Here is a 22,709-nt window from a genome sequence, read left to right as displayed (position 1 = left end):
AAGTGAGTGCTTAGCGGGAACGCTGCTGAATTGAGTTAAAAAACATATCCCAGAGATGCTCAGCCATTCCTTCGTTGGTAAGCAATGAATCCTGTGAATCTCTGGAACCCAGAAACCCCATCATTAGACGAAAACCAAGAATTTGCCCATTATCAGCAACTCTCAGACTTTCATTACAGCTATTGTGAGTCAAGCCATTATGACTGTAGCAAATATCACCTAATCCCATATTCCGACTACCATGCCAGATACCACACTGACCAACTTTGCTACCATTTATATAAATCGCACAAGTGAAAGAATCAGTGTCACGTTGGTGAAAATTAACTTCTAACCCTGCATGACGCTTCTTGAGCTCAGCCAATGAGTTTTCGAAAAAACGAGCGACATACTCGAAACCTTCACGACAAGTCCGATCTTTATCAAGATCGGTAAAACTCTTTGGTAGGGAAAGGTTGCTGGAGCGTGGCGTAAATATAGTGTCAATGGTCTGAAAACAGGAGTGGGCAGAGGCAGGAGAATGATCATTTAAACTCTGCTGAGGCTTTTTCGTCGCCATATCTACAATGGCGCGAGATACAGCATCAACAACCTGAACATAGCCTTCATCATGGCTGGTAAATTTAGTAATTGGTTTACCGTCAATTGTCGCCGCCATAATGCTACCAAATGGCAACCGATGCCAGGCACAATCTCTCAATATCACCGGGATAACCACTGCCTCGCCCCGCTGATGACGCTCCAGCGCGTTAGCCATCTCAACCTGATAGCAGTAGTCGGACGCGATGAAATCGCTACTAATCAATAGCAGAATAATATCAGCTTCGGAAAAATACTGGTCAATTTGATGTTCAAACTCCTGCCCTGGAACGATCCGGCGATCATGCCATGTGGTGATCTTTCCCATCCGCTTCAAGGGCGACAGATGTTTTTCAAGCTCATTGCGTAATGCTTCATCCGCATGGGAATAGGAGAAAACGAGAGTGGTCATAGATGCAAGAAACCCCGATAGAGAAAAATGTAAATACCGTCATTTTGCACCATAAATGTAAAAGAGTAATCCCCGTTTACTGTAAGTTATTGACCATGAAATCAGTCGTTCATCTGCAAAGCGTTACAACATAGCCAAGCAGAAGCGTAATATCTCTACCTGGCACCGAGCTCCAATGAATATGGTGATTCATCGCATTGACTTTGGTACACCGAACACCGATACCGTCCGAAATTACTAGCCTTCATTTTATAACTGACGCTGCTCTAGGCTGGTATAAATCGTTTTAATTTCACCTGTTAAGCTCTCGCCACGGTACACCATCGACGTATCGTACCATTGATACTTCTCTTCTCTCGCGGCACTGAACCAGTTAAACGACCCTAGCTGTATGCCAGAAGCGATTACTCACCTTGTGATCTGCCAATCGCAAGAGAGGACGTCACTAACCTTTATGGTAATAAAATCGTTGTACGCGAGAGCTAAATAATCGCATTCAATTGCCGATACTCAGTACCTATGCTGGCGGAGGAACGAGTTGGCCTGCGGCGGAGAATCGTGGAAACGTCTATTCATCAACCGATTTCTTTGGGCAACATACCCGCGTTTATATCGACGGCAGAGCCCTTGCCTGGGATGAAACTGCTCAATTCTATACTTATTTAAGTGAGGTTTAAGGGGCTAGGGCTACGCGGTGACGTCATGGGGGCACCTATTATGCTGGTCTTGACACAAACAGTGGCACGGCATCACCTGCCGACTCAGGGCGCGGTGTCTTGGTAGGAATCGAGACTGCAGACTCCTCATTTACCCAGACTCGTAAAGCCTTGCCGCTAGCAAGAAGCTCTTATCAAACGTACAATCAAAACCCTAAAATAGCCCTTTCGAAAAAACATTGCTTTTAACAGGACTTCATTGTGAATAAACAGCAGCTTGCGGCAAAAATCTGGGAATCTGCCAACCAGATGCGTTCTAAAATTGAAGCCAACGAATACAAAGATTACATACTCGGTTTTATCTTCTACAAGTACCTAAGCGACCAGTTGGTGCAGTTTGTCACCAAACAGGGTATGACACCCGAAGATATCAAAGCCCTCAATGAAGACGACGCCGACACCGTTAAATACGTGCAAAGCAACCTGGGCTACTTTATTGCCTACGATAATCTGTTTTCTACCTGGATTGATCCAAAATCCGACTTTGATGAATCTAACGTGCGTGATGCGCTTTCAGCCTTTAGCCGTTTGATTTCGCCAACTTACAAAAAACTGTTTGAAGGCATTTTTACTACCTTAGAAACAGGGTTAAGCAAACTGGGTGAAAGTGCTGGCAAACGCACCAAAGCCATCAGCGACTTACTGCACCTGATCAAAAGCATCCCCATGAATAGTAATCAAGGGTATGACGTACTGGGCTACATTTACGAATACCTGATTGAAAAATTTGCCGCCAATGCGGGTAAAAAAGCCGGTGAGTTTTACACGCCTCATGAAGTCTCGGTACTCATGTCGAACATCATCGCCCATGAGTTAAAACACAAAGATACCATCAAAATTTACGACCCCACTTCCGGCTCTGGTTCGTTGCTGATCAATATCGGTGAGGCATTCGAGAAATACGCTAAAAACAAAGACAGCATCACTTATTACGCTCAAGAGTTAAAAGCCAACACCTACAATCTAACCCGTATGAACCTCATCATGCGCGGGATCAAAGCCAGCAACATTAAAACCCGTAATGGCGATACCCTGGAAGACGATTGGCCGTATTTTGATGACAGTGATCCTCAAGGATCATATTACGCCTTGCATGTCGATGCCGTGGTGTCCAACCCGCCTTACTCACAAAACTGGGACCCCAGCTTTAAAGACAGCGATCCGCGCTATTCACGTTTTGGCCTGGCCCCTAAAACCAAAGCCGATTTTGCTTTTTTGCTGCACGACCTCTACCACCTAAAACCCGATGGCATTATGGCCATTGTTCTGCCCCATGGTGTCTTGTTCCGTGGCGGTGAAGAAGGTCAAATTCGCAAGCAACTGATTGAGCAGAATCATATTGATACTATTATCGGTTTACCGGCCAATATCTTTTTTGGCACCGGCATTCCCACCGTGATTTTGGTACTCAAGCAAAAACGCCAAAATACCGATGTATTAGTGATCGATGCCTCCAAACACTCTATGAAAGAAGGCAAAAACAACAAACTGCAAGCCAGTGATATCAAGCGTATTACTGATGCGGTGATTAACCGTGAAAGTATCGACAAGTTTTCACAGCTGGTGAGCAAACAAACCCTGCGCGACAACGGCTATAATCTCAACATACCGCGCTATGTCGATTCTTCTGCGGCAGTACCAAGCTGGGATTTACACGCCACCATGCTCGGCGGCATCCCCAACAGCGAAATTGCCGAGCTACATAATTTTTGGCAAGCCTTCCCGCAATTGCACGATACTCTGTTTACGCCAAAATCTGCTGCTTACAGTGAGCTGGCTATTGCCAAACAAGACGTCAACGCCAGTATTAGTGGGCACCCGCAAGTGTTAGAGTTTATCAGCGCCTACAACCAAGCTTTTAATGGCTTTGATGACTACCTAAACACCCAGTTAATACAAAACTGGCAAAGCGTAAAGCGTAACCAACAAGAGGCGATATTAAGTACTGAGCTATTTACTCGCTTAGCCCCCATTGCCTTAATCGACAAATACCAGGCTTACCAATTTCTAAACAACCAATGGCAAATTATCAGCGCCGATTTAGAAATGATGCAAACCGAAGGCTTTGCCGCCGCCAAACAAGTTGATCCCAACATTGTTATAAAGAAGAAGAACGGCCAAGACACTGAAGTACAAGAGGGCTGGAAAGGCCACATACTGCCGTTTGATTTAGTACAACAAACTTACTTAAGTGATGACTTACAAGCTCTGGCCGCTAACGAAACCCGCCTGGTGGAAATCGCCAGCACGCTGGAAGAAATTTTAGAATCTCTAACTGAAGAAGAAAAAGAACAAGATACGGTCAAAGAAAGCCAAGACGGCTTTGCCAATGCCGAATTAAGCAAAGCCGCCAAAACCTTCTTGAAAGAACAAAAAGACAGCAAAGTTAAATTCGCAGAAGACAGCTATGAAGCCAAAATCATTCGCGCGAACAAATTAATCGATGAAGAAAAAAACCTGAAAAAAACGGTCAAAGATGCCGCCACTGCCCTGCACTTAAAAACCAAAACAACTATCGAAGCATTAACTGATCAACAAGTGAACAACCTGCTGCACCTTAAATGGATTACGCCATTAAGCACTGAACTCGCCGCCATGCCAAACGCCGTGATTAGCCAACTTACCAGCCAAGTACAAGCCCTTGCCGACAAATACGCCGTCACTTACTCGCAAGTGGCGAATGAGATAAAAACCACCGAGCAACAACTGGCGCAGATGATGGGCGAACTCACCGGTAATGAATTTGATATGCAGGGCCTGGCTGAACTCACCAAGTTATTGAAGGGTGATTAAGATGAGTGTAGATAACAAGGCGCCAGAAATTCGTATCAAAAATTTTAGTGGGATTTGGTATGAGCTTGCTTTATCAAATGTTATTGATGTTCGAAGCGGAAAAGACTACAAGCATTTAGGCAAAGGCAATATACCTGTTTATGGAACAGGCGGCTATATGCTTAGTGTAGATAGTGCGTTGTCAAATGATGAAGATGCTATCGGAATTGGTAGAAAAGGAACTATAGATAAGCCTTGTATTTTACGAGCCCCCTTTTGGACAGTAGATACTCTTTTTTATGCAGTGCCTTTTCCTGGTTTCAATCTGGATTTTTTATTTTGCCTTTTTCAAAGAATTGAATGGAAAAAACATGATGAATCTACAGGGGTACCAAGCCTATCGAAGATCGCAATTAATAATGTGCCAGTTTATACAACCAATAAATTAGAACAAACCGCCATCGGCAATTATTTCCAAAAACTCGACGCGCTAATCAACCAACACCAACAAAAGCATGACAAGCTCAGCAGCATTAAAAAAGCCATGCTGGAAAAAATGTTCCCCAAACCAGGCGAAACCATGCCAGAGATTCGGTTTAAGGGGTTCAGTGGGGAGTGGGCAGAGATTAAGTTTTCAGAGATATTTAATGAAAAAGATGGAATTCGTAGAGGCCCTTTTGGTGGTTCGATTAAGAAGGAAATGTTTGTAGCCAAAAGCGATTACGTTGTTTATGAACAGCGCAATGCTATTTATGATCGATATGATACTCGATACAATATATCAAAAGAAAAGTACCAAGAATTAATTAATTTCAGTTTGACCTCTGGCGACTTTATTATGAGTGGAGCTGGAACAATTGGCAGAGTTTCAAGGGTGCCAGATGGCGTTAAAATTGGTGTTTTTAATCAAGCAATTATCAGAATGAAAATAAATGATGAACGTATTGATTCAGAGTTCTTTTTGCAGTGGATCAGGTCGGAAAAAATGCAAAAAAGATTAACGGAATCCAATCCAGCATCAGCCATGGTTAATTTGGTTCCTATGAATGAGTTAAAAGCTTGGGATGTAGTAGTTCCAAACAAAAAAGAACAATCTACCATCGGCAACTACTTCCAGAAACTAGACGCATTAATCAACCAACACCAACAACAAATCACCAAACTTAACAACATCAAGCAGGCCTGCTTAAGTAAAATGTTTGTCTAACAGGGAGCGCCATCATGACCACCTTTAAAACCGAAGCGCAATTTGAGCAGGCCTTTATTGAGGTACTCACCCACAAAGGTTGGGAGCCGGAGATACTCAAAAATAAAACCGAGGCCGATTTACTGCAAAACTGGGCGACCATTTTATTTGAAAACAATCGCCAGCGGGATCGTTTAAACGATGTTCCGCTTACCGCGACTGAAATGCAGCAAATTATTGAGCAAATCAAAGAACTTAAAAGCCCGTTCAAGCTCAACGGTTTAATTAACGGCAAAACCGTGGCGATTAAGCGCGATAACCCTGCCGATACCTTACATCTAGGTAAAGAAGTCAGCTTAAAAATATACGATCGCCAAGAAATCGCCGCAGGTCAAAGCCGTTACCAAATTGTGCAGCAACCCAAATTTGAACGCGGCAGCCCTTTACGTAACGACAGACGCGGTGATGTGTTGCTACTGATTAACGGTATGCCAGTTATCCATGTAGAGCTAAAGCGCAGCGGCATTCCAGTTAGCCAAGCCGTAAACCAAATTGAAAAGTACAGCAAAGAGGGTGTATTTAGCGGCCTGTTTTCGCTCATCCAGGTGTTTGTGGCCATGGAGCCAAACGAGGCCAAATACTTTGCCAATCCCGGGCTAGACGGCAGATTTAACCCCGATTATCAATTTAACTGGGCCGATTTTAATAACGAACCCATGAACCACTGGAAAGACATCGCCTCTACCTTGCTTTCTATCCCTATGGCGCACCAGTTGATTGGCTTTTATACCGTCGCCGACGATACCGACGGCGTGCTTAAGGTGATGCGCAGTTATCAGTATTACGCTGCCAATGCGATATCTGACAAAGTGGCCAAAACTAACTGGCAGCAACTGGGGAGCGCGGCCAATAACCCCGATCGCCTCGGGGGCTATATATGGCATACCACGGGTTCAGGTAAAACCATGACCAGCTTTAAATCGGCGCAGTTGATCGCCCAATCCAAAGATGCCGATAAAGTGATTTTTTTAATGGACAGGATTGAGCTGGGCACCCAGTCGCTTAGGGAATATCGCAATTTTGCTGGCGATGGCGAAGACGTTCAAGCCACCGAAAATACTCATGTACTCATTACCAAATTAAAAAGCAGTGCAACTGCCGATACGTTAATTGTTAGCTCTATTCAAAAAATGAGTAATATTTTTGAAGCGGTAGACGATGAAGATACAGCCATCAATTCTGCGGATATTGAAAAAATTCGCGCTAAGCGCTTGGTGTTTATTGTCGATGAGGCGCACCGCTCTACCTTTGGCGATATGCTGATTATTATTAAACGTACCTTTCCGCGCGCCTTGTTTTTTGGCTTTACCGGTACACCAATTCAAGAAGAAAACGAAAAAAACGGCAATACCACCAGTACCGTATTTGGCAACGAGCTACACCGCTACAGCATTGCCGACGGTATTCGCGACGGCAATGTGCTGGGCTTTGACCCTTACAAAGTCTGTACCTTTAAAGATAAAGATCTACGCCAGGCCGTCGCCCTTGAACAGGCTAAGGCCGATTCGGTTGCAGATGCAATGTCTACGGCAGCCAAAAAGAAAAAATTTAATTATTGTATGAATGATGTGCCAATGGCTGGTCATAAAGATGCAACAGGTAAGTATGTCAAAGGCATAGAAGATTATGTGCCAAAAGAGCAATATCTCACTGAAGCCCATCAAGAAAAAGTAGTAGAAGATATTCTGGCAGAGTGGGATGTGCTCAGCCAGGCCAATAAGTTTCACGCTATTTTGGCCACTAGCAGCATTGCCGAAGCCATTGACTATTACCGCCGTTTAAAAGCCGCCAAACCGGAACTTAAAGTATCGGCTCTATTTGACCCAAATATTGATAACGACGGCAGTGGCGACCGTGGCCCCACCTTTAAAGGCGAGGGCCTGGGCGAAATTATGGCCGACTATAACGCGCGTTATGGCCAGGACTTTGATTTTGCCCGCCACGCGGCCTTTAAAAAAGATTTAGCGGCACGCCTTGCCCATAAAAAGCCTTACGAGCGCATCCATACCGAGCCTTCAAAGCAATTAGATTTACTGATTGTTGTAGATCAAATGCTCACTGGCTTTGACTCTAAATGGCTTAATACCTTGTATTTAGATAAGGTAATTAAATACCAAAATATTATTCAAGCGTTCTCACGCACCAATCGCTTGTTTGGCCCCGATAAACCCCATGGAATCATCCGTTATTACCGCTATCCACATACGATGGAGCAACATATTAATGATGCGGTAAAACTCTATTCCGGCGACAAACCTATCGGCTTATTTGTTGATAAGTTAGAAAGTAACCTTAAAACCATGAATGAATTAGTGGCTGACATTACCGAGCTGTTTGTCCGCGCCGGTGTTGAGAACTTTGAAAAACTGCCAGACGATATAGAAGCCAGTGCTCAATTCGCCAAATTATTTAACACCTTTAGCCAGCACCTGGAAGCGGCTAAAGTACAAGGTTTACATTGGGAAGAGTCGGTATATTCCTTTACTGAGAATGATGTAGAACATGAGGTAACGCTGGGCATAGACGAACAAACTTACCTGAGTCTGGTCCTGCGCTATAAAGAGTTAGTAGCCAAAGGTGATAGCGATGGCGCAGGTGGCGGCGATGTGCCTTTTGATATCAGTGGTTATTTAACTGAAATAGATACCGGCAAAATCGATGCCGACTATATGAACAGCCGCTTTGATAAATATTTAAAAGAGCTGAACCAACATCAAGACTCGACGAGCATCGAAACCACATTAAATGAGCTACATAAGTCATTTGCATCACTCACCCAACGTGAGCAAAAGTACGCCAAGCTTTTCTTGCACGACTTGCAGCGTGGCGATGCGCAGTTAATTGAAGGCCATACTTTTAGAGACTACATCAACACCTACAAAGATAACGCTGAAAATGCGCAATTAAACGCCGTTGTTAATGCTCTCGGTTTAGATAAAGGACGACTCATCGCATTAATGGCTGATAGCGTTAATGACAAGAATCTCAACGAGTTTGGTCGCTTCGATGCATTAAAAGATTCGGTAGATAAAGAAAAAGCCAAGGTCTATTTTGAAAAACAAGACAGTGTAACCATACCTCTATTCAAGCTAAATATTCGCATTGATCAGTTTTTAAAGCAGTTTATTTTTGCACAAACGGATGATTTCTTAAGTGACAGAGATGTTGTTGGTGATGTGATGGACGTCCCTCCCTCAGCGTAAGTCCTGCCACACTTATGCTGAGTGTTCTTTTTTCAGAGGTACTGCATCATGAACTCGATAAAAGTCATTTGTATCGATCTGGCTAAATCTGTCTTTCAGATCTGCGTCTACCGGACAAAAAATGTTATTTTCCATCATGATTTCCTTTTAGGTTGATTAAAACGCAAAAGCCCCTGTCTTTTGACAGAGGCTTTCAGTGATATAAAAAATTATTGAATGAGATGTATTACGATAAAAGGCTAGTTATGGTTATTTGAATGGATTATTTACTTTTGCATAATCAAAAGGTGAAATAACGTACTCCCGATTTGCATCCAGATAATCTGCCCACCACTGGATCATCAGTCTGCGCTCATCTAAGTGCTCGGCCTTATGGATATAAGCCGCAGGTACAGAGTTGCGCTCCTGATGGCTCATCTGCCGCTCTACCGCCTCCCTCGACCACAATCCCGACTCAATCAATGAACTACAAGCCATGGTTCTAAAACCGTGCCCACAGACTTCAACCTTCGTATCATATCCCATAACCCGCAGGGCTTTGTTTACCGTATTTTCACTCATTGGTTTACGTGGGTCATGATCACCGATAAAGATCAGCTCACGGTTACCACTCATGCTTTTGATCTTTTCCAGAATGGCGAGAGCCTGGCGGGATAAGGGAACAAGATGGGGAGTGCGCATTTTTGAACCTCGGTGCGAATGCTTAACACCCTCAAGTGGTTCACGTTCTCCAGGAATGGTCCACATGGCGGTTTCAAAATCTACTTCTGACCAACGGGCAAAGCGTAATTCACTGGAACGGATAAAGACCAATAAAGTCAATTCTACCGCTAGGGTGAACCAGCAACACCATGCCTTCGCCATCAGTCAGCTTATACGCTTTTGCTTCAGGCTTGGCTGTACGAACCTTCACATCACTCAGAGCCATGTTGAGTATCCTTTCAAGGGTTCTGCGTGGGTACAAACATTATCGAACCGGGATATACCCGCATTTGTACCCGCATCAGTAAGTTGATGTAGATTGAATCAGGTTGACTTATGTTGACTGAAAAAGCGAGGGAAGCCTTGCGGGGACTGGATTTTAGACATAAAAAAAGACCTCAGTTGAGGTCTATTTACATACTGTTGGTGCCGAAGGCCGGAATCGAACCGGCATGCCTCGCGGCGGTTGATTTTGAGTCAACTGCGTCTACCGATTTCGCCACTTCGGCACTGAAGTAGTATGCGGAGAACGAGGTGAATTATACTTACCTGAGATCCGCATGCAACTGTTATCCCATCATGTTTAGTCTAAGTGTTGAAAAAACCGCCATCAACGACGTTTTAGTAGCAAATAAACACTGATTAGGAGGAAAAGTATACTCGGTAACAACGCACCAATGACCGGCGGGATGTTGTAAACCAGACTAAGCGGGCCAAAAATTTGATCCAATACGTAGAAAACAAAGCCGAAGAAGATACCGGTGACGACCCGAACCCCCATTGGCACACTGCGTAACGGGCCAAATATAAATGACAGCGCCATCAGCATCATCACCGCAACCGAGAATGGCGCAAATATCTTGCCCCACATGTTCAGTTCGTAGCGGTTCGATTCCTGGCCACTTTGTCGCAGATATTTACTGTAGTCGTGTAATCCACTGATAGAGAGTGAATCAGGATTCATGGCAACCACACCCAGCTTCTCAGGTGTCAGGTTCGTTTTCCATTCACCGGTTAATGTCTGTGAGCCAGTCACCCGATTAGGATTACTTAGGTCAGATTCATCAACTTGCGATAAACGCCACAGATTGTCTTCAAAAGTGGCGGTTGCCGCATAGCGAACCGAGAGCAAACGATCCTGTTTATCAAAATGATAAATATTGACCCCCGTGAGCTCTTTGTCGCCCGACACGCGCTGGATATAAATAAAGTCGGAGCCGTCTTTCGCCCACAAGCCAGATTGCGTCGACAACAATGAACCGCCGTACATTTGCTGTGCACGGAAGTTACGCGCCATTTGCTCGCCTTGCGGTGCAACCCACTCGCCGATTGCCATGGTGAGCAATACCAGCGGAATAGCAGTTTTCATCACCGAGGCGGCAATCTGCATCCGAGTAAAACCAGAGGCTTGCATCACCACCAATTCACTACGGGTAGCCAGTGACCCTAAGCCCAACAGCGCCCCTAACAGTGCAGCCATCGGGAAGAAAATCTCAATATCTTTTGGCACCGTCAGTAGGGTAAACATCCCCGCCGAAGCGGCTGAATAATCCCCCTGCCCAACTCTACGCAGCTGTTCGACAAACTTGATGATGCCGGATAACGACACCAGCATGAATAAGGTCATCAAGATAGTGTTGAGGATAGTCCGCCCGATATAACGGTCTAATACGCCAAACATCAGAAAATACCTCTCAAACGGGCGCGTAACTTACGGGCAGCCAGACTGTCCCACAGGTTTAACAACACGGCCAGAGCCAAATAAGCACCGTTCACTACCCATAGCCATACTAGCGGGTCCAATTTGCCTTTACCGGCATTGGAGCGCAGCGAGGTTTGCAGTAGGAAGAAAATCAGATACAGCAACATGGCCGGTAACATGCTTAATACTCGGCCCTGACGTGGGTTGACCACGCTCAACGGCACCACCAGCAATGCCATAATCACTACCGATACAATCAGTGTCAGACGCCAGTGGAATTCAGCACGAGCATCAGGCTCGGTGGCGTGCCACAGTTGGCGCATTGTCATCTGTTCCGCCACGGAGTTATCTTGCTGAACGTCCTGATGACCAATGATTGTCTGATAGTCGACAAAATCAGTGATGCGGAAGTCACGTAATAACGCCGTGCCTTCATAGCGGGTACCTTTGTTCAAGATAACCACTTGTGAGCCATCGGGCCGTTCCGTCATATGACCACTGTCAGCCACGACAACCGAGGGGCGCTGATTACCGTTTGGCCGCAATTGTGCCAAAAATACACGGTTAAACTCTTTGCCCGACACATTACCGATAAATAAGGCTGAATTGCCATCAGTTGAAGATTTGAACTGCCCGCCAGCTAAAGCCGCCAAGCTTGGGTTCGCTCTGGCATCACTCAAGACTTCATCTTGATGTTTAGACGACCAAGGCCCCAGCCAAATAGTGTTAACTGCTGCAAGCGCCGAAGTGATCAGCGCCAAAATTAATGCAGCCATAATCAAGGACTTCTTACCCATGCCGCAGGCATGCATCACGGTGATTTCACTCTCCGTATACAATCGGCCCAAAGTCATCAGTAAGCCAAGGAATAAGCTCAATGGCAGGATAAGTTGCGCCATTTCTGGCACGCCAAGCCCTAAAAGGGATAAAACCAGGTTTGTCGGGATTTCACCATCAACCGCAGCGCCTAATATCCGAACTAACTTCTGACTAAAGAAGATTAATAGCAGGATGAACAGAATCGCAATTTGGCTCTTAAGTGTTTCCCGTACCAGATATCTAATGATGATCACGCTAATACGCCTGTGAAAACTTGTCTTTTTGCAGGAAAATCGATAGTTTCATCGTTAATCCGCCATTTATTCTCATCATATGGCAACCTTCACAGCTAAAATAGTATTACAGCATCTAGCGTTTAGGTGTCCTATAGGAACATGCTTATAGTCGCCAAAACAAAACAACTTATGCCGTTAAGGTTAACACACGTCGTTAACACAACGGAGAGAGATCGTTGCGGAGTGCTACATTCTAGCCGTAGCTCCCGCCTTTGTCTTTAAGATTCAGGAGAGTGCATGGAGTTCAGTGTAAAGAGCGGCAGCCCGGAAAAACAGCGCAGTGCCTGTATTGTAGTCGGCGTTTTCGAACCTCGCCGTCTATCTCCCATTGCCGAACAACTCGACAAAATTAGTGATGGCTACATCAGCGCTTTATTGCGCCGTGGTGAACTTGAAGGCAAAGTCGGGCAGACGCTATTACTGCACCATGTGCCGAATATTCTCTCCGAGCGCATCTTGTTAATTGGCTGTGGCAAAGAGCGTGAGCTCGATGAACGTCAATACAAGCAAGTGATCCAAAAGACCATCAATACCCTAAATGACACCGGCTCAATGGAGGCGGTCTGCTTCCTGACCGAGCTGCATGTCAAAGGCCGCAATACTTACTGGAAGGTGCGTCAGGCAGTAGAAACTGCCAAAGAAACGCTTTACACCTTCGATCAACTTAAAAGCAATAAAACCGAGCCTCGCCGTCCGTTGCGTAAAATGGTGTTCAACGTGCCAACTCGCCGCGAACTGACCAGCGGTGAGCGTGCAATCCAACATGGCCTGGCTGTGGCGTCCGGTATTAAGGCCGCCAAAGATCTGGGTAATATGCCGCCAAACATTTGTAACGCCGCATATCTGGCGTCTCAGGCGCGCCAATTGGCCGATGCATTTAGCACCAATATCGTCACTCGCGTGATTGGCGAGCAGCAAATGAAAGAGCTGGGAATGCACTCTTATCTGGCTGTTGGCCATGGTTCGCAGAATGAATCATTGATGTCGGTGATAGAATATAAGGGCAATCCGAACCCTGACGCTAAGCCAATTGTGCTGGTGGGCAAAGGGCTAACCTTCGACTCCGGTGGTATTTCGATTAAACCTGCCGAAGGCATGGATGAAATGAAATACGACATGTGCGGTGCCGCAACGGTTTATGGCGTGATGCGGGTGGTGGCTGAGCTACAATTGCCGCTGAACGTGATTGGCGTGCTGGCTGGCTGTGAAAACATGCCAGGTGGCCGAGCTTATCGTCCAGGCGATATTTTAACCACCATGTCAGGCCAGACAGTTGAAGTATTGAATACTGATGCTGAAGGGCGACTGGTACTGTGTGATGCGCTGACATACGTTGAGCGTTTCGACCCAGAGCTGGTGATTGATATTGCCACACTGACCGGCGCGTGCGTCGTGGCACTGGGGCATCACATCACCGGTTTGATGTCGAACCACAATCCATTGGCTCATGAGCTGATCGGGGCCTCTGAGCAAGCCGGTGACCGTGCATGGCGCTTGCCACTCGGTGATGAGTTCTACGAGCAACTGGATTCCAATTTTGCTGATATGGCCAATATTGGTGGCCGTGCGGGTGGCGCTATTACCGCTGGCTGCTTCCTATCACGTTTTACCCGTAAATACAGTTGGGCGCATTTAGATATCGCGGGCACTGCATGGCGTTCAGGCAAGAACAAAGGCGCAACAGGCCGACCGGTCGCGTTATTGTCTCAGTTCCTGCTTAACCGTGCTGGGCTAAACGGCGACGATTAACTGTTTGATGTATATCTATTTGATATACACCCAAGGTCATTGGGGTTGCAGGTAGACGGCAAACGAACTCATCCCGATGAGCTTACTTACGTAAAATCAACAACAAGTAAGTGATTCGGGTGAGTGAGAGTAGCCAACACCCCTGCAGCGTCAAGGACGAAGGGTGCTGAGAACCTATGAAGGTTTGATATATTCCATTTGATATACGCCCAAGGTCATTGGGGTTGCAGGTAGACGGCAAACGAACTCATCCCGATGAGCTTACATCAGTAAGTGATTCGGGTGAGTGAGAGTAGCCAACACCCCTGCGGCGTCAAGGACGAAGGGTGCTGAGAACCTATGAAGAACGCCACCTTTTATCTGCTCGAACACGACACGCCCGTTGGTGAGCTGCGTGCTCATGAAGCGTTGGCCTGCGAGGTTGCCGCTGCTCGTTGGCGGGCAGGCAAACGGGTGCTGATCGCCTGTGAAAGTCAGGAGCAAGCCCAACGGCTGGATGAAGCCCTGTGGCAACGTGCACCTGAACAATTTGTGCCACATAATTTGGCGGGTGAAGGGCCAAAATATGGCGCACCGGTCGAACTGTCATGGCCAGAGCGACGCGGAAATTCCCCTCGCGACCTACTTATTAGCCTGCTGCCAGAGTTCGCAGGTTTTGCCACTGCTTTCCATGAAGTGGTAGACTTCGTCCCTTACGAAGAAAATTTGAAACAGTTGGCGCGCGACCGATATAAGTCTTATCGCAGCGTCGGCTTCCAATTGACTACGGCAACGCCGCCAACTAATTGAACTAAAAAAGAAAATGGAAAACACACCTTCTAATATCGACAAAGCTGAGCCATCCCTCGATAAGACATACAGCCCGCAAGAGATCGAGCAGCCGCTGTATGAGCATTGGGAAAAGCAGGGTTATTTCAAGCCGAACGGCGATACCAGCAAAGAAAGCTACTGCATTATGATCCCGCCGCCGAATGTGACCGGCAGTTTGCATATGGGACATGCATTCCAGCAAACCATCATGGATACCTTGATTCGCTATCAGCGCATGCAAGGTAAAAATACCTTGTGGCAAGCCGGTACAGACCACGCCGGTATTGCGACCCAGATGGTTGTTGAGCGCAAGATTGCCGCAGAAGAAGGCAAAACCCGCCACGATTACGGCCGTGATGCGTTTATCGATAAAATTTGGGAATGGAAAGGTGAATCAGGCGGCACTATTACTCGCCAAATGCGCCGCTTAGGTAACTCCGTGGATTGGGAACGTGAGCGTTTCACCATGGACGAAGGCCTGTCCAACGCGGTTAAAGAAGTATTTGTCCGTTTGCATAAAGAAGATCTGATTTACCGTGGCAAACGTCTGGTGAACTGGGATCCTAAGCTGCGTACTGCTATCTCTGATTTAGAAGTAGAAAACCGCGAATCTAAAGGCTCAATGTGGCATTTGCGCTACCCGCTGGCTGATGGCGCTAAAACCGCTGAAGGTAAAGATTATCTGGTCGTCGCCACCACCCGTCCAGAAACCGTGCTGGGTGATACAGGTGTTGCGGTGAATCCAGAAGATCCGCGTTACAAAGATCTGATCGGCAAAGAAGTGATCTTGCCGCTGGTCGGTCGTCGTATTCCGATCCTCGGTGATGAACACGCCGATATGGAGAAAGGCACCGGTTGCGTGAAAATCACCCCCGCCCACGACTTTAATGACTATGAAGTCGGTAAGCGCCACGCCCTACCTATGATCAACATTTTGACTTTCGACGGTGATATCCGCGCAGAAGCTGAAGTGTTTGATACCAACGGCGAAGCTACCGATGCTTGCAGCAGCGCCATTCCAGCACAGTTCCAAGGTCTGGAGCGTTTTGCTGCCCGTAAAGCGGTGGTAGCTGAATTCGATAAACTCGGCCTGTTGGAAGAGATTAAACCCCATGACCTGACGGTTCCTTATGGTGACCGTGGTGGCGTGGTGATTGAACCGATGCTGACCGACCAATGGTATGTGCGCACAGCCCCACTGGCTAAAGTCGCCATTGAAGCAGTCGAAAACGGCGAGATCCAATTCGTACCTAAGCAGTACGAAAATATGTATTACTCGTGGATGCGTGATATCCAAGACTGGTGTATCTCCCGTCAGCTGTGGTGGGGCCACCGGATCCCGGCTTGGTATGACGAGCAGGGTAAAGTGTACGTCGGCCGCGATGAGGCGGAAGTGCGCCGTGAGAATAATTTGGGGGCCGATGTCGCACTGCGTCAAGATGAAGACGTGCTGGATACCTGGTTCTCATCCGGTCTGTGGACCTTCTCCACACTGGGCTGGCCTGAGCAGACTGAAGCACTGAAAACCTTCCATCCGACCAGTGTGGTAGTCAGTGGCTTCGATATTATTTTCTTCTGGATTGCCCGCATGATCATGCTGACCATGCACTTTATGAAAGATGAGAATGGCAAGCCGCAAGTGCCGTTTAAAACCGTGTATATGACTGGCCTTATCCGCGATGACGAAGGGCAGAAAATGTCCAAGTCTAAAGGGAACGTTATTGACCCGCTGGATATGGTTGATGGTATTTCGCTGGAAGAGCTGCTGGAAAAACGTACTGGAAACATGATGCAGCCGCAGTTGGCTGAGAAAATCCGCAAACGTACCGAGAAGCAATTCCCGAACGGCATTGAACCGCACGGTACTGATGCCCTGCGCTTTACCTTGGCAGCATTGGCCTCCACCGGCCGTGATATCAACTGGGACATGAAGCGCCTGGAAGGTTATCGCAACTTCTGTAATAAGCTGTGGAACGCCAGCCGTTTCGTGCTGATGAACACCGAAGGACAGGATTGTGGGCAGAATGGTGGCGAGATGGTGCTGTCACTGGCTGACCGCTGGATTCTGGCAGAATTCAATCAGACCATTAAAGCCTACCGCGAAGCAATGGACACTTACCGCTTCGATCTGGCGGCCGGTATTTTGTATGAGTTCACTTGGAATCAGTTCTGCGACTGGTATCTGGAACTGACCAAACCGGTGATGAACAGTGGTTCTGAAGCTGAATTGCGCGGGACTCGCCACACTCTGATTGAAGTATTGGAAGCGCTGTTGCGTCTGGCACATCCAATCATTCCTTACATCACTGAAACTATCTGGCAGCGGGTTAAGACCCTGAAAGGCATTACTGCGGACACCATTATGTTGCAGCCTTTCCCAGAATATGACGCCAGTCAGGTTGATGAGAAAGCGCTGAGTGATTTGGAATGGATCAAGCAGACAATTATTGCCGTGCGTAATATCCGGGCAGAAATGAACATTGCGCCGGGTAAACCACTGGACGTCATGCTGCGTGGTGCCAGTGCCGAAGCTCAGCGTCGCGTGCTGGAAAACCAGAGCTTCATCCAGTCATTAGCGCGCCTCTCCTCTCTGACCTTGTTAGCTGAAGGTGATAAAGGCCCGGTATCCGTGACCAAATTGGTTGAGGGTGCTGAAGTGTTGATCCCGATGGCCGGTCTGATTGATAAAGCGACTGAACTGGATCGCCTGGCAAAAGAAGTGGCGAAGCTGGAAGCTGAAATTGAGCGCATCGAAGGCAAATTGAGTAACGAAGGTTTTGTGGCGCGCGCGCCAGAAGCTGTCGTTGCCAAAGAGCGTGAAAGAATGACAGCCTGTGCTGAAGCTAAGCAGAAATTAATTGAACAGCAGGCAGTTATCGCCGCACTGTAATTCAATCTGACGTGAAGTAAGCACTTACGGGGGGCCATAATAATTTGGCCCCCCGTTTTTACCATTACATTAATTCAGTGTTATACCCTGGTAGGAAGACGGCCCACGCACATACAGCTTGAAGTATGACGGGTATAGATGGTATTACAGATTATTAATAAGTTATTACTTTTGGGTTTATAGAGCATGACCACAGCCACACCTATCCGCCTGTTGGTGCGCCCCATCCTCGCCGCAGACAATTTCGCTATCGCCAATGTCATCCGCGAAGTTTCGGCTGAGTTCGGTTTAACCGCCGATAAAGGCTATACCGTGTCTGACCCTAATTTGGATCATTTGTATGAGCTGTACAGCCAGCCACGTAGCGCATATTGGGTTATTGAGGTGGATGGTCGGATTGCCGGAGGTGGTGGTGTAGCACCGCTGTCTGGTGGTGAAGCTTCCCTTTGTGAATTACAGAAAATGTACTTCCTGCCGATATTGCGCGGCAAGGGGCTAGCCAAGCAATTGGCATTGCAAGCACTGGAGTTTGCTCGTCAACAGGGATTTGGCCGCTGCTATTTAGAAACCACCGCCAGCCTAACCAGTGCCATTGGTTTATATGAAAAATTAGGTTTTGAGCATATCGACCGTTCGATGGGCAATACCGGTCATGTGGATTGTGAAGTCACAATGTTGAAAACGCTTTAATCTCATGTTTTGAAAGGGCGCACTGTTGCGCTCTTTCATTTAAATATAAAAATTTTATTAATAATTTTAAAAAATATAAATATAAATATATTTACTTAAAGTAATAGGATTTAAATAAACAAAACATATAATGAATAACAAAAATAAATATATAAACTAAACTTATTAATAAATTAGTAAGTGAGGAAATAATTATGGCGACACATCCTTATGATAAATGGGTAGGTCCTGCCCCTGGCTACACACTGGATAATTATCGTTATGGTGATAAAGGCCCATGGCCAAAGATCAATACATTGATCGCAGAACTCCCACCGATAATTGAAAATATACCGCAAGAACAATTAGATGATTTTAGAATCAATGTCGTGTCTCATTATCGAAAAGTATTAAAGTCAGGTAGAATTAAAATTATTTTAAAAATGCTCGCGGGGGATCGTCGGCTCCAACCCGCTAGTGATGAGATATTTTCTTATAACCTTTTCTTTGGTATGATTAGCAAGCTACTGATAGCTGAATTTAATCAACAGGACTATGTAGATTTTGATGGTATTATTAATCCAAATAATATGTTTGATGAGAAAGGAGAACCTCGATATTTAAAAATAGACACACTTAGCATGAATAAAGTCATTCCATTATTTGGAATTTACTCAGCACCGACTGTAACAGTATTTCAACGAATAGACAAAAAAACCGGAATTCCATTGGCAATAAAAATCAATGGCTTAATTCTTACCCCCAAAGATGGCGATGCTTGGGTGTTAGCTAAATACTTTGTTTTACAGGGTGCACTCATTATAAGTGTTCAGGCTAAACACCCTCAACTTCATTTTCCCATGGATGCCATTAGTGCGATAACATTAAGTAGCCTACCTACCCAGCATCTATTATATAAATTACTTACTCCACATACCCGTATCCAGTTGGCAATAAATCAAGCTGTTATTCTTCTTCCTTATTCAGTTGGCCATAATAACCAGTACCTCCCTTATACACCATTTCCTGGCTGGGGAAATATACCGATGATTCATAAAAGTATGGGGTGGCCAGGCCAGCTAGAAGATGCATTCTGTGGAATAGACGGAAATAAAAGTTATCCAGAATATAAATATCCCATGCAGCCCGAAAAAGTCTGGACAGATCTCGACGATTTTCTTAACGCTTATTATGCAGTAATATTTGATTTTGTCAGCGGAGTGGTTCGCCATATGTCTGCCAGCGACCCTATTATTGCCTATTGGAGTGATGCTATTTCCGCTTGGGTTCCCGGCTTTCCCGATAGTCAGAAGATTAAGCAGGAAGATAACTTAGCCAGAGCCATTACCGCATTTATCTGGGATGTCTCTGTTGCCCATTCTGCTGATCACGGTTCCCTCGGGCAATGTCAGCAGAATATTTTTCCATTACGTCTCCGTGTGCCGCCACCGGCCAGTAAATCTATTCCCCCCCTCAATCACCGAAAAGTTGTTAATTTCGATGATACATTACGCAATAGACTCTGTTTCACTATGTATTTCGGCCCACCACAGAGTACCGAACATTTATATGATACTTGGTACAGCTTTGACCACCCAACGCTTGATCACTTGAACCGGCTTTTTCTCGAACAACTCGCAGAAACTGAGAAAAACTTAACCTGTCGAAAATTTATTGCCCTCAAAGATATCGCCCGTAGTATCAACTTTTGATTATGGTTTACCAACATAGACACAAATAAAAAACCCGCACTGAATAAAGTACGGGTTTCACTGATAGAATCATGTAATCAGATATTCGGATTAGTGGCGTTTACCGTCGTCATCTTCATCCACTAACTCTTCGTCGTCCAACTCGCCGTCTTCATCATCATCTTCGCCGTTAGGATCTTCGTAGTAAGTGCCCCAACCGTCGTAATTCACGCCACAGGCTTCAGCGAGTGCAATCAGCTGTTCAACCTGGGCATCAATGATTTCGGCATTCAGAGCAACTTCGCTGATCACATCACAGCACATCACCACCGAGCCATCTTCTACTTCCAGCTCTTCAGCATCGGTTACTTCATAACCCAGCTTGAATGCTTCAACGGCAGCTTTTTCCAGCACTTCGAACTTCTCGGCTGAAAGGTGGTGTTCAATGGTGTACAGCGCATCCGGATCGCTGCCATCTTCCAGCAGTTCTTCGATGATCAGGCGGGTCTCGTCACGTTGTTCGTCTAGCATTTCGCGGTTTGCCATGCCTTTATCCTCAGTCAATGGGCTTTGTATTGCGCTATTTTCCCACACCCACGCGGTTGCCTCCACTACAAACGAGAAAGATTTGTTGATTGGGGTTGTAATTGAATATTTATACGTATAAATTGAATTTAAATTCATATTGAAGTTCAATTAAACCCGAAATAATTGATGTTGGCGCTAAGCATCAAATATGTTGGGCCACAAGGAGATGAACAGATGAGTCAGTTCTATAAACGTCACTTTCTGAGGTTACTGGATTTTACCCCCGCCGAGATAACAGCCCTGTTGGAGTTAGCTGCTGAATTGAAGCAAGCCAAGAAATCCGGCCATGAACAGCAAAAACTGGTAGGTAAGAATATCGCGCTCATCTTCGAAAAAGACTCGACTCGTACTCGATGCTCTTTCGAAGTTGCCGCATATGATCAAGGTGCGCGGGTGACTTACCTCGGCCCGGGCGGGAGCCAAATAGGGCATAAAGAGTCCATTAAAGATACTGCCAGAGTCTTGGGCCGCATGTATGACGGTATTCAGTATCGCGGTCACGGCCAGCAGGTAGTCGAAACACTGGCCGAATTTGCTGGTGTGCCGGTATGGAATGGCCTGACGAATGAATTCCACCCGACTCAATTGCTGGCCGACTTGCTGACCATGCAAGAGCATTTACCGGGTAAACCACTGAGTGAGATGAAATTTGCCTATCTTGGTGATGCTCGCAATAACATGGGCAACACCATGCTGGAAGCCGCGGCTCTGGTTGGTATGGATTTACGTTTAGTTGCACCAAAAGCCTGCTGGCCCGAGGCCAAACTAGTGGCAGCTTGTCAGGCACAGGCGCAAAAAACAGGCGGCAAGATCACTCTGACAGAAGATATTGCTGAGGGGGTAAAAGGCGCAGACTTCCTGTACACCGATGTTTGGGTCTCAATGGGTGAACCGAAAGAGGTATGGCAGGAGCGTGTAGCTCTGTTGAAACCTTATCAGGTTAATATGAATGTGGTGAAACTGACCGGCAATCCACAGGTTAAATTCCTGCACTGCCTACCGGCATTCCACGATGACCAGACCACGGTCGGCAAACAGATGGCAGAGCTTTATGACTTACCGAATGGTATCGAAGTGACTGAGGAAGTCTTTGAATCCGCCCACAGCATTGTGTTTGATCAGGCAGAAAACCGCCTGCACACCATCAAAGCCGTGATGGTCGCCACCCTGTGTAATGCATAAAAATAGTTAGCATAGCAAAAGGCCAATACAGTCACTGTTTGGCCTTTTTCCGACCAAATAGGCTATTTCACTGCCATTTTAACAACCGCCTTACGCACATTGGTAGGCTCACCCACCGCACATAGCGGCTTATGCACTTCCCCTGGGTAGAACACCACGAAATCACCGGTTTGCATCACAAACTGTTTTTCATCAACGCCTGCGGGTAAAAAGGCAATATCTTTATCCGCTAGCCAGTCGGTATCAGGTTTACCGGCCGGTAGATTACTGAACGTCATCCCCTCAACCCCTGCCAGCACAATCTGGATATCCAGATACTTAGCATGATATTCCGCCCGACGATTTTCCAGATAGTCGGTGCTGTCATTGGAAATCAGTACAAACAGATTGTTGCCATCAATATCATGCTTGCCCAGCGGGGTTTCTGCGGTGATATGTTTTTTGACGTATTCAATAGCTGCTTTCAATGGCGTAGGCAGATAAGGCAGCAATTCCAAATGATGAATATTTCCGGTGATCATGGTTTTCCCTTTTGCACAAATAAAATGAAATAACGTTCCATTATAACCATTTCACCCTGCATTAGTGGGAGATCGTTAACATTTTATGGCTGCTCAGAATCATTACTTTTTTGTAATATTTCTTTATCACAAATTGTTATAACAAATAACTGTTGAGACTTT

At 46.1% G+C, this 22,709-nt stretch carries 15 protein-coding genes, 1 tRNA gene and 1 pseudogene; 9 read left to right on the top strand and 8 right to left on the bottom strand.

Translation table 11 applies throughout. The annotated features are described in order from the left end of the window. Positions 1-10: 10 nt before the first annotated feature. Complete coding sequence (locus tag FTA96_RS12355) at positions 11-991, bottom strand: toll/interleukin-1 receptor domain-containing protein (RefSeq protein WP_145573899.1); 981 nt, start codon at positions 989-991, stop codon at positions 11-13. A 917-nt stretch (positions 992-1,908) separates the two neighbouring features. Between FTA96_RS12355 and FTA96_RS12345 the strand changes: the two genes are divergently transcribed. From FTA96_RS12345 to FTA96_RS12335, 3 genes are read left to right on the top strand one after another with little or no spacing between them, the layout of a single operon-like run. Continuing rightward, positions 1,909-4,500, top strand: coding sequence for a type I restriction-modification system subunit M (locus FTA96_RS12345; RefSeq protein WP_145573897.1), 2,592 nt, complete (start codon positions 1,909-1,911; stop codon positions 4,498-4,500). Between the two features lies 1 nt (position 4,501). Beyond that, positions 4,502-5,686 (top strand): restriction endonuclease subunit S, encoded by a 1,185-nt coding sequence (locus FTA96_RS12340; protein WP_145573895.1) that lies wholly within the window; start codon positions 4,502-4,504, stop codon positions 5,684-5,686. Positions 5,687-5,700: 14 nt separating this feature from the next. After that, entirely contained in the window at positions 5,701-8,928 is a 3,228-nt protein-coding gene (locus FTA96_RS12335) for a type I restriction endonuclease subunit R, EcoR124 family (RefSeq protein WP_145573893.1), read from the top strand. Between the two features lie 249 nt (positions 8,929-9,177). Here the strand turns inward: FTA96_RS12335 and FTA96_RS12330 are convergent. The 5 genes and pseudogenes from FTA96_RS12330 to lptF all read right to left on the bottom strand — a co-directional run. Next, positions 9,178-9,762, bottom strand: a pseudogene (locus tag FTA96_RS12330) (tyrosine-type recombinase/integrase); the annotation flags it as partial. Then, positions 9,719-9,856: an Arm DNA-binding domain-containing protein gene (locus FTA96_RS23275; RefSeq protein WP_072078040.1), complete on the bottom strand. Its 138-nt coding sequence runs from the start codon at positions 9,854-9,856 to the stop codon at positions 9,719-9,721. The pseudogene FTA96_RS12330 and the gene FTA96_RS23275, both read right to left, overlap by 44 nt. Positions 9,857-10,054: 198 nt before the next feature. Then, positions 10,055-10,139: transfer RNA gene (locus FTA96_RS12325), tRNA-Leu, on the bottom strand. A 101-nt stretch (positions 10,140-10,240) separates the two neighbouring features. Beyond that, positions 10,241-11,311, bottom strand: coding sequence for an LPS export ABC transporter permease LptG (gene lptG, locus FTA96_RS12320; protein WP_050111028.1), 1,071 nt, complete (start codon positions 11,309-11,311; stop codon positions 10,241-10,243). Then, positions 11,311-12,405: an LPS export ABC transporter permease LptF gene (gene lptF, locus FTA96_RS12315; protein ID WP_050121686.1), complete on the bottom strand. Its 1,095-nt coding sequence runs from the start codon at positions 12,403-12,405 to the stop codon at positions 11,311-11,313. The genes lptG and lptF overlap by 1 nt, the downstream gene beginning before the upstream one ends. A 279-nt stretch (positions 12,406-12,684) precedes the next feature. On the opposite strand from lptF, the gene pepA reads away from it, so the two are divergent. The 5 genes from pepA (at position 12,685) to FTA96_RS12290 (ending at position 20,277) form a co-directional block, all read left to right on the top strand. After that, positions 12,685-14,196, top strand: a complete 1,512-nt coding sequence (gene pepA / locus FTA96_RS12310) for a leucyl aminopeptidase (RefSeq protein ID WP_050111026.1) — start codon at positions 12,685-12,687, stop codon at positions 14,194-14,196. Positions 14,197-14,535: 339 nt separating this feature from the next. Beyond that, positions 14,536-14,985, top strand: a complete 450-nt coding sequence (locus tag FTA96_RS12305; protein ID WP_004707108.1) for a DNA polymerase III subunit chi — start codon at positions 14,536-14,538, stop codon at positions 14,983-14,985. A 13-nt stretch (positions 14,986-14,998) separates the two neighbouring features. After that, positions 14,999-17,896 (top strand): valine--tRNA ligase, encoded by a 2,898-nt coding sequence (locus FTA96_RS12300; RefSeq protein WP_050111025.1) that lies wholly within the window; start codon positions 14,999-15,001, stop codon positions 17,894-17,896. A 186-nt stretch (positions 17,897-18,082) separates the two neighbouring features. Then, positions 18,083-18,586, top strand: a complete 504-nt coding sequence (locus FTA96_RS12295) for a GNAT family N-acetyltransferase (protein WP_050111024.1) — start codon at positions 18,083-18,085, stop codon at positions 18,584-18,586. Positions 18,587-18,780: 194 nt separating this feature from the next. Continuing rightward, the gene (locus FTA96_RS12290; RefSeq protein ID WP_050135568.1) at positions 18,781-20,277 is read left to right on the top strand and encodes a hypothetical protein; all 1,497 of its coding nucleotides are present in this window, start codon (positions 18,781-18,783) and stop codon (positions 20,275-20,277) included. A 90-nt stretch (positions 20,278-20,367) separates the two neighbouring features. Here FTA96_RS12290 and rraB read toward each other — a convergent pair whose 3' ends face one another. Continuing rightward, positions 20,368-20,802 carry a ribonuclease E inhibitor RraB gene (gene rraB, locus FTA96_RS12285; protein ID WP_050121694.1) on the bottom strand — a complete coding sequence of 145 codons (435 nt, stop codon included), beginning with the start codon at positions 20,800-20,802 and terminating at the stop codon, positions 20,368-20,370. A gap of 216 nt (positions 20,803-21,018) precedes the next feature. Here rraB and argF point away from each other — a divergent pair, with 216 nt between their 5' ends. Then, positions 21,019-22,026 carry an ornithine carbamoyltransferase gene (gene argF, locus FTA96_RS12280; protein WP_050111235.1) on the top strand — a complete coding sequence of 336 codons (1,008 nt, stop codon included), beginning with the start codon at positions 21,019-21,021 and terminating at the stop codon, positions 22,024-22,026. A 62-nt stretch (positions 22,027-22,088) separates the two neighbouring features. Here argF and FTA96_RS12275 read toward each other — a convergent pair whose 3' ends face one another. Continuing rightward, positions 22,089-22,547 (bottom strand): YhcH/YjgK/YiaL family protein, encoded by a 459-nt coding sequence (locus FTA96_RS12275; protein WP_145532673.1) that lies wholly within the window; start codon positions 22,545-22,547, stop codon positions 22,089-22,091. Positions 22,548-22,709: the final 162 nt, after the last annotated feature.

Source organism: Yersinia alsatica, from assembly GCF_902170305.1.
Lineage (GTDB): Bacteria > Pseudomonadota > Gammaproteobacteria > Enterobacterales > Enterobacteriaceae > Yersinia > Yersinia alsatica.
Note: the sequence above shows the minus strand (reverse complement) of the source record. Positions and strands in the feature narration are given on the sequence as shown.